This is a genomic window from Polaromonas sp., from assembly GCF_030689685.1.
In the GTDB taxonomy this organism is placed as follows: domain Bacteria; phylum Pseudomonadota; class Gammaproteobacteria; order Burkholderiales; family Burkholderiaceae_C; genus Polaromonas.
Window position 1 is genome coordinate 1 of sequence record NZ_JAUYEY010000056.1, and the last position, 8,735, is coordinate 8,735.

At 63.1% G+C, this 8,735-nt stretch carries 9 protein-coding genes and 1 riboswitch; of the genes, 1 reads left to right on the top strand and 8 read right to left on the bottom strand.

The features are described from left to right. The first annotated feature begins 451 nt into the window (after positions 1–451). On the top strand, positions 452–1,621 hold the full coding sequence (locus tag Q8O29_RS13850) for a Fic family protein (RefSeq protein ID WP_305563745.1): 1,170 nt from the start codon (positions 452–454) through the stop codon (positions 1,619–1,621). Between the two features lie 107 nt (positions 1,622–1,728). Here the strand turns inward: Q8O29_RS13850 and Q8O29_RS13855 are convergent, their stop codons facing one another. From Q8O29_RS13855 to Q8O29_RS13890, 8 genes are all read right to left on the bottom strand, one after another. Then, positions 1,729–2,496: a 3-oxoacyl-ACP reductase gene (locus Q8O29_RS13855; protein ID WP_305563747.1), complete on the bottom strand. Its 768-nt coding sequence runs from the start codon at positions 2,494–2,496 to the stop codon at positions 1,729–1,731. Positions 2,497–2,508: 12 nt separating this feature from the next. After that, the gene (locus tag Q8O29_RS13860; protein WP_305563749.1) at positions 2,509–3,489 is read right to left on the bottom strand and encodes an ABC transporter substrate-binding protein; all 981 of its coding nucleotides are present in this window, start codon (positions 3,487–3,489) and stop codon (positions 2,509–2,511) included. Between the two features lies 1 nt (position 3,490). Beyond that, the gene (locus tag Q8O29_RS13865) at positions 3,491–4,267 is read right to left on the bottom strand and encodes an ABC transporter permease (RefSeq protein WP_305563751.1); all 777 of its coding nucleotides are present in this window, start codon (positions 4,265–4,267) and stop codon (positions 3,491–3,493) included. After that, entirely contained in the window at positions 4,261–5,025 is a 765-nt protein-coding gene (locus Q8O29_RS13870; RefSeq protein WP_305563753.1) for an ABC transporter ATP-binding protein, read from the bottom strand. The genes Q8O29_RS13865 and Q8O29_RS13870 overlap by 7 nt, the downstream gene beginning before the upstream one ends. Beyond that, on the bottom strand, positions 5,015–6,469 hold the full coding sequence (locus Q8O29_RS13875; RefSeq protein ID WP_305563755.1) for an acyl-CoA reductase: 1,455 nt from the start codon (positions 6,467–6,469) through the stop codon (positions 5,015–5,017). The genes Q8O29_RS13870 and Q8O29_RS13875 overlap by 11 nt, the downstream gene beginning before the upstream one ends. Further along, on the bottom strand, positions 6,466–7,545 hold the full coding sequence (locus Q8O29_RS13880; RefSeq protein WP_305563757.1) for a long-chain fatty acid--CoA ligase: 1,080 nt from the start codon (positions 7,543–7,545) through the stop codon (positions 6,466–6,468). The genes Q8O29_RS13875 and Q8O29_RS13880 overlap by 4 nt, the downstream gene beginning before the upstream one ends. A 59-nt stretch (positions 7,546–7,604) precedes the next feature. Continuing rightward, positions 7,605–7,721: riboswitch (TPP riboswitch) on the bottom strand. A 40-nt stretch (positions 7,722–7,761) separates the two neighbouring features. Continuing rightward, positions 7,762–8,292, bottom strand: a complete 531-nt coding sequence (locus Q8O29_RS13885) for an NUDIX domain-containing protein (protein ID WP_305563759.1) — start codon at positions 8,290–8,292, stop codon at positions 7,762–7,764. Between the two features lie 89 nt (positions 8,293–8,381). Further along, a partial coding sequence (locus Q8O29_RS13890; RefSeq protein WP_305563761.1) for a pyridoxal-phosphate dependent enzyme occupies positions 8,382–8,735 on the bottom strand: 354 nt, incomplete at its 5' end.

Here is an 8,735-nt window from a genome sequence, read left to right on the forward strand (position 1 = left end):
AGCCTTGACGCGCTGGAGGAGCAGCTTGCACTGGGACTCAGAACTTTGGAGCAAAACCCTGAAACTGTGCGCACCATTGTCTCTTGGGATTGGATTGTGAGCTCCTTGATTACTTCATTTATGAAGTAGAAATGGAATTACGACGCGCACACGTCCATGAGCACCCAGGCGCTGAACTCGCCGGTGGTGCTGCGCGGCATCCTGAATATCCTGCTGAACCACTCGCAGCTGTATGAGACCTTGCGGGCGAGAGCCGGGGCATAAGTTCAGGCCAGCAGACCCGCTATCAACTTCATAGCTGTTTACGCCCGTGGAATAAGGGCTGGAGGCCAAAACGGCCTGTAATTTCAGCCAGACCAGGCGCAAGTTGCCTTGGCGCTTCCATTTGGCTTCATATTAAAGAATAATACGACTTTTTTTAATAACCGAAATCCTTATTCAAGGAAGCGCCATGCTTCGTAACGCAACAGGCACCTACACCGCCAGCGTCGCCGGCAGCGAAACCGTCCAGGCCTTTGTACCTGCACCGTTGCCCCCCGCGCCTGCGCTGCAGTTAAGCGGCAACCGCCAAAGCCTGCTGGAACGCGCCACACTGGCGGTCGGACGGCTGGACAGCGTCAGCATGTTGCTGCCCGATCCCCAGCTTTTTCTGTATGCCTATGTCCGGCGGGAGGCTGTGCTGTCTTCGCAGATCGAGGGCACACAATCATCGCTGTCAGACCTGCTGCTGTTTGAACTGGACGAGTTGCCCGGCGTGCCGTTTGACGACGTGGTGGAGGTTTCCAACTACATCGCGGCGCTGGAACACGGCATGACCCGCTTGCGCGAAGGCTTTCCGCTGTGCAATCGTCTTTTACGTGAGATGCACGAGCACCTGATGGCACGTGGGCGCGGCAGCGACAAGACACCCGGAGAGTTTCGCCGCAGCCAGAACTGGATTGGCGGCACCCGCCCCGGCAATGCCCGTTTTGTGCCGGCGCCGCCCCAGCAGGTCGAGCCGTGCATGTCGGCGCTGGAAAGTTTTATCCACGACCAGGGACAGGCAGAGTCCAGTCCGGTGTTGCTCAAGGCGGCGCTCGCGCATGTGCAGTTTGAAACCATTCACCCTTTCCTCGACGGCAACGGCCGCTTGGGTCGGCTGCTGATTGCCATGCTGCTGCACGACGGCGGCTTGCTGATGCAGCCGCTGCTTTACTTGAGCCTGTATTTCAAGCGGCACCGCGCCACTTATTACGAGCTGCTGGACCGGGTGCGTACCCACGGCGACTGGGAAGCCTGGGTGGATTTTTTTCTGGAAGGTGTGGAGCAAACTGCCACTGGCGCGGTGCAAACCGCTCAGCGGCTGGCGGCGCTGTTCCAGCAGGATATTCAGCGCAGCCAGGTGATCGGGCGCGGTGCCGCAAATGCACAGCGCGTGCTCGGCGCGCTACGCAGCCGGCCCCTTTGCAGTCTGAAACAACTCTGCCAGGGCGCGGGCATGACCTTCCCCACCGCCTCCAAATCCATGCAAGCCCTGGTGAGCCTGGGCATTGCCCGTGAACTGACCGGGCAACGCCGCAACCGTATTTTTGTTTACGACGCTTATCTGAACATTCTGAACGAAGGGGGGGAGCCAATTTGAGGAGGCCCTCGCGGAGCTGCGTCTGAAGCCTGTTACTCCTGTTTTGATAGCTTTTTACGACCGCCAGTCAAGGGCTCGAGGCCTAAAAGGCTTGAAAACTCGGCAAATCAGCGCATCACCAGCCCGCCATCCACAAACAAGGTCTGTCCGGTCATGAAGCCGCTCCAGTCGGACGCGAGGAACAACACCGGCCCGGCCACGTCGTCGGGCGTGGCGATGCGGCGCAGCGGGGTTTGGGCGGTCAGCAGGTCGCGGACTTCTTCCTTGGTCTGCCGGCTGGCGGCCGTGGGGTAGACCAGGCCGGGCGCCACGCAGTTGACGCGTATTCCGAGCGGACCGAGTTCGGCCGCGAGGTTGCGGCTGAAGCCGACCAGGGCCGATTTGGCGGTGCTGTAGTCGTGGTAGGGCACGCTGGGACGCTCGACCAGGTCGCTGGCGAGGTTGACGATGGCGCCCTGGCTGCGCTGCTTGAAATGCGGCAGCACCGCCTGGCAGACGTTGAAGGTGGCGCGCACCGCACCGTCGATCTGGCGCTGGTAGTCGGCCCAGTCCAGCTCCCAGAACAGCTTGCGCTGCTCGGGATCGAAACTGTAGGAGGCAAAGGCGTTATTGACCAGCACGTCGATGCGGCCCATCTCGGCCAGCACCTGCGCGACCATGGCGGTGACGGCCGGCTGCGAGCTGACATCGGCCTGCAGTGCCCAGCCGTCGCCGCCCAGCGCCTTGCATTCTGCCGCGACAGCTTCGGCCGAAGTGGCGTCCTGCAGGTAGTTGATGACGACCGCCGCGCCCTCGCGGGCAAAGCCACGCGCAATCGCCGCACCTATGCCGCGCCCGGCGCCAGTGACCAGCACCACCTTGCCCTTGAACTTCATGATGGGTTGTCCTTATTTGGCCGGCAATAGGTCCTGCATGACCACGTCCGAGGCCTTGATCTCGCGCTGGATCATGCCGAGCTTTTTGTAGCTGTCGGCAGCCTTCTGGAACATGGCCATGTCCAGCGCGCCCAGGCCCCGCGCCTGCGTGACGGCCGAGACGCTGGAGGCATTGCGCAAGTTGATGATCTCGCGGTTCACGGCCTGGTTCTTGCCATCGATGGCGCGTTTGACGGCCAGCGCGGCGGCCTCGTCCGGGTTGGCAATCATCCAGGCCATGCTGTCGCGGTAGCCGGCCAGGAAGCGTTTGAGCACGTCCTTCTTCGTCTGGTAGGTGGCCTCGGTCACCACAAACACGTCGCTCGAAATGTTCAGGTGGTCACGCACCGCGATCACGTTGACCTCACCCAGGCCTTTTTGTTTGCCCACCAGCAGGCCGGTGTCGGTCGCGGCAGTGGCATCGACCTGGCCCTGCATCAGCGGCGCGAAGTTGAGCAAGCCGGTGACGACGATGGTCACGTCGGCCTCGGTCAGCCCGGCCTGCTGCAACAGCACCAGCAGGTTTTGCCGGGTGCCGCTGGACAGGCTGTAGACGCCGATCTTCTTGCCCTTGAGGTCGGCCGGTTTCGTGATGCCGCTGGATTTGAGCGCGACCACGTTGAAGACGTTCTGTGGATAGATGTCGTAAATCGCGCGCAGCTTTTCGCCCTTGTCGAGCGCGGCGAAGAAGGAACCGGGGTCGGTGAAGGCCACCGTGGCCTGGCCGGTCAGCATGTTGCGGATCGCGTCACCGCCGCCGGCGCCCGGCACGTAGCCCAGATCAATGCCGCGCGCCTTGAAGAAGCCCTTGTCTTCCTCGACCAGCAGGTTGGTGATCTCAGTGATGGGCTGGCTCCAGCCGGCCACCACCACCTTGTCGGCGGCGTGCACCAGGCCGCAGCCGAGCAGCAGGGTGGCGGCCAGGCTGCGAAGAAGAGAAGTGAAGTGTTGCATGTCAGTCCTTGGTGGTTTCTTTTAAATGCGGCCAGAGCAGCAGGCGCTCCAGGCCAATGGCCAGTTGATAAATCACCAACCCCAGCACGGTGATCAAGAGCAGTACGGCGAACATCAGCGGCGTGTCCATCATTCCCTGCGAGGCGATGATCAGCGCGCCCAGGCCCTTGCTGCCGCCTATAAACTCGCCGACCACCGCGCCGACCAGCGCCAGCACCACGGCCACGCGAAAGCCGGCCATGATGACCGACAGGCCCGAGGGAATCTTCAGGCGCAGCAGGGTTTGCACGCGGGTCGCGCCCAGCATGCGGAACAGCTCCAGCTTGCGGGGCTCGACCTGCTGCAGGCCAGTCAGCGTGTTTTCCATCAACGGAAAAAAGCAGATCAGCGCAGTGATCACCACCGTCGATGTCATGCCGAAACCGAACCACACAATGAACAGCGGCGCCAGCGCGAGTTTGGGCACAACCTGGCTGACCAGCACATAAGGGAACAGCAGGCGGCGCAAAAATGCCGACTCACCCAGCACGATGCCGCCCAGGAAACCGGCGGCGCAACCGAGCGCCAGGCCGAGAAGCAGCTCGGTGCCGGTGTGCAGCAGGTGCGGCCAGAAGTAACCACTGCGCAGCCCGCTCCACAGCGTCTCCCAGATCACCGAAGGCGCAGGCAGCACCAGTGCCGACACGCGGGAGCCGCGCGCCAAAAACTCCCAACCGAGCACGATACAGACGAACAGGGCCAGGCTGGCCAGGCGACTCCATGCCGCGCGGCTCAGCATGTCAGCACCCCGTCCATGGCATGGCGCACTTGGGCACACACCGCATTGAACGGCGCGCCGTAACGCAGCGCGCGCTGGCGCGGCCAGGGCAAATCCACCGTGAGGTCGTCTGTGATTTTTCCTCCGGCCATCACAGCCACGCGGTCAGCCAGGTAAACCGCTTCGCTGATGTCGTGGGTGACAAAAAACACCGTGGTCTGCGCGAAGCGGCAGATGCGCAACAAGTCGTCCTGCAGTTCCTCGCGCGTGATCGCGTCCAGCGCCGCAAACGGCTCGTCGAGCAGCAGCAGCGTGGGCGCCAGCAGCAGCGCGCGCGCAATCGCCACGCGGCTTTGCTGGCCGCCGGACAGTTCGGTCGGGAAACGCCGGCCCAGGCCGGACAGACCCATCAACGTCAGCAATTCGTCGGCGCGCGCGCGGTCGGCCGGCAGCGGACTGCGCTGCAAGGTGACCGGCAGCAGCACGTTGTCCAGCACGGTTTTCCACTCAAGCAGGGTCGGCGCCTGGAACACAAAGCCGAGCTGGCTGCCCGGCTTGCGCAAGGCCTGGCCATCGACGCTGACCGTGCCGGCATCGGGCAGCAACAGGCCAGCCGCGAGTTTGAGCAGGGTGGTCTTGCCGCAACCGCTGCGGCCGACCAGGCTGTGCACCTCGCCGCGCGCAATCTGCCAGTCGACCTGGTTCACCACCTTCGGGTAGGCCGGGAAGCTGTAGCTGACCCCGCGCATGTCGAGAAAGGCCTGCGTATCAATCGACATAAGGCGCCAGGGTTTCGGCCGCGGCTTCGGCCGAGCTGTCGATGTCGACCATCTGCACCATGTCCAGCAGGCTGAAGCGCCCGTCGTGGTGCCAGCCGGCCTCGGGCGAGGTCATCTGGCCCAGCGCGCAGATGCGCGTGACGCCGGCGCGGCCGAGCTGCTCGGCGAGTTCAAACAGTTCACGCGGCGCGGCGGCCACACCGACTGTCTGCAAAAAAGCGCGGTGCGGCGCCAACAGCGGGATCACGTCGATCAGCTGATCCACCGCCACCACGCGGACGCTGCGGTTCAACGCGCCGGGCGCGAGCGGCTGCAAGCTGGGGTTGTAGACCACGGTCCAGTCACCCTCGCCCGCGACCTCCGCTCCGCCCGGCGACAAACTGTGGAGTTCTTCGGCCTGGCGCCAGCCGGCAAGATCGGCCGCCTCGCCCAGGCTCAGCGTGCGCCGAGGGTATTTCTTTTCCAGCGCCGAGAGTTCATGCGCGAGGTAGCGCGAAAACTCGTCCGGGCTGATTTTTCCGCCGCGCGCCACATAAAACACATGCGGCGAATAACAGCCCTGCTGGTCGTAACGCACCACGTCGTAAGCCGCCTGCTGCGCCGCCCGCAGCGCCTTGCGCGCATCAAGCGCAGACGCAGCCACCAGGCCGAAACTGAGCTTGTGGCCAAAGGGCAAAAAACGCGTGGTGACCGGTACCTGGCGCCGCACGTCGGCCAGCGCCGCATTTCCGCCATAGGCCAGCACCAGGTCGGCTTGGCTGAAGAACACTTTTTCCTGGGCCGCGTCACCGCCCTTCCACCAGACCACCGCCAGGCAGTCGGCCAGGCCCGGATCGATCTCGACCAGCAATTGCGCAAACCAGCCGGCCAGCAGCGGCTCGGCACTCGCGACCTTGCCGACGGTGCCGGACTTGACCAGCAGCCCTGAAATCAAACTCCACAGGCACAGGCCGGGCACATTGCCGGCCCACACATGCACCGCCAGATCGGGACCAAAGGCCTTGGAAAATCCGCCCTTGCTGCGCGGCACAAAGTCATCGAGCAGTTGCGGGTTGCCGAAATCTTCGACGAGGAAACGCTGCAGTTGCGGCTTGCGAAAAGTCTTGAGGTAGCCGCTCAGGCCCAGGCGCACCATCTCCGCGTCGTAACCGGTCACGCGCGGCAACACGCTGTCGGCCTTGCGACGCCACCGGTCCTGCGGGTCCAGCAGGCGATGGATGGCTGTGTCGATGATGTCCGCAATCTGCGCAACCGTCAGCGACTTCAGGTAGCTGCGGCTGGCGTTGCGCACGCGCTGCGTGAGCGCGATGATTTGCGCTTCGGTCAGCACAGGCACGGCCACCTCGACGCGGCCGCCCTTGCTCTCGAAGGCCAGCGTCTGCCACGCGAGCTCATCGGTACGCAGGCCCGGCAGGTAGCCGGCGGTTTCGCGCAGCAGCCTCATGCCGCAGCCGCCTGCAAAAATTCCTCGACCGCCAGCGAACAGCCCTTGGCCGCGCTGCCCTGCGCGCGGCCCAGCAGCAAAAAGCCGCCGTCCACCGCCAAACCCACGTCTTCGGTCAGGATGGTGGTGACCGAGTTGAAGTTCGCCAGGTCGCAATGCGCGAGGATGCCCTGCTGACCGCGCGGCAGCTCTTCACCACTGAGCGGCTCGACCACGCGGCTGCGGATCCAGTGCGGGCCCGACTTGACCGAGGGCAGGGTCGCATTGCCGTCGTCGTAGAACTGCGTGCTGAGTTCGGTCATGCCGTACATGTTGATGCACTGGCTGGCAGGGATGCCCAATGTGACTGAGAGCTGCGCATAAAAGTCCTGCATGGACAACTCGCGCGACCGGCCCTTGAAGCCACCGGTGTCAAGCACGCGGCTGCCGGCCGGCAAATTGAAAGTTCGCCCCAGGCGCTGCAGCTCGTCGAGCAGGTGCACAAAACTGTAACTCGCACCCAGCAGCGCATAGGGCTCGCCGGTCTGCTCAGCTCGTTCGAGCTCGGCGATCACGCGCGGGGTATCCAGACCTTGCTGCGTGAGCAGGTAGTGGCTGGCTTGGGTGCCGAACTCGCGCACGGCCAGCGCGAGGTAATGCGCCAGCGAGGAATTCGGCAGCAGCGTCTCATCCGGAAACAGGATGCCCATGCGGATGCGGCCGCCGCCGGCCATGAAGCGCTGGCGGAAATTGCGGATCATCGAGGCGTCGTAAACCACCAGCGTTGGGTGGTGGTGTTTGCCCTTGACTTCGGCTTGCGTGGTGCCGCTGGTCATGAAGCTGCGTTCGGCCTGGTCTGGCGAAATACAGCTCAGGGTCAGGGCCTTGAAGGCGCTGATCGGAACGGCGGGAATGTTGCGCCAGCTTTTGACGGTGCGCAGGGTTTTGCCGCGTTGTTGGCAAAAACGCTGAAACGGCAGGTTGTGCTGGAACTGGTGCGCAAACAGCGCAAGCGCCTGCCGGTTGAAGGCCTCGTCAGACGGGTTGTCACAGGCCAGGAAGGCCAGCAAATCAGCAATCAACGCAGGTGGAGCCATTCGTCACGCTTTCGGTTGCCTGTTGAACAAGTGCTCCGAAAGACGTGACAGTCCCGCACCGGGTTGCTGACAGCTCTCCTTACGTCGGTATGAACCGATTCAAGTTCGCGGGTTTGGTTCTGACCATCTCAGCCACCCTTGCTGTTTCCAACAAGGCTGCACCCCGGAGCAAGGCAAATTCTAGCGGAATGCGGAAAACGCGGGCAGCGCGCGGCCTCAGTCGCGTTTGGACCACTCGACAAACTGCGGCGTATACCCTTTCGACTTCAGGAAATCGGCCATGGCGTAACCGGTGCCGGCTGGCCAGCATTTCACATCTTCGTGCGCGTAGAGTTTGTAGTCCACCAGTTCGGGCGAGAGTTTGACCTCGCCATGGCCGACCACGCTGTAGGCAATGATGATCTGGTTCATGCGCTGGAAGTCGTAGACGCCGATCAGTTGGAGGTCGGTGACATCAAGGTGGGTCTCTTCCCTGATCTCGCGCGTGATGCCGCCTTCGGGCGTTTCACCGGCCTCCATGAAACCGGTGATCAGCGCGTACATCTTGGCAGTCCAGGCAGCGTTGCGCGCCAGCAGGATCTTGCCCTGGTATTCAATCACCGCAGCCAGCACCGGCACCGGGTTGTTCCAGTGTGTGTAGTCGCAGGCCGGGCAACGCAGGCGCACCTTCTCGCCGCCATCCTCCATCTGGCTGACCAGGGCCAGCGGCGACGCGCAGTTGGGGCAAAACTTGAATTCGTGGGTCATGGCAAGACTTTCGGTATGCTACTTTATTAATAGCAGGTTAAGCCCGCCAGACATGGGCTACAGCCGATTTTTATTCGAAAAAACCGCAGTCAGGCCGGAAACACACCGGTGGACAGGTAGCGGTCGCCGCGGTCGCAGACGATGAAGACAATCACCGCATCCTTCACGGTTTTGGCGATCTCCTGCGCGACCCAGCAGGCGCCGGCGGCCGAGATGCCGGCAAAGATGCCTTCCTCGCGTGCCAGGCGCCGGGTCATTTCCTCGGCTTCCTGCTGGCTGACTTCCATGATTCTATCCACCCGGCGGAAATCGCAAATCTTCGGCAGGTATTCCTTGGGCCATTTGCGGATGCCGGGTATTTGCGAGCCATCCGCCGGCTGTGCGCCGACGATCTGGATGCTGGAGTTTTGTTCCTTGAGATAGCGCGAGCAGCCCATGATGGT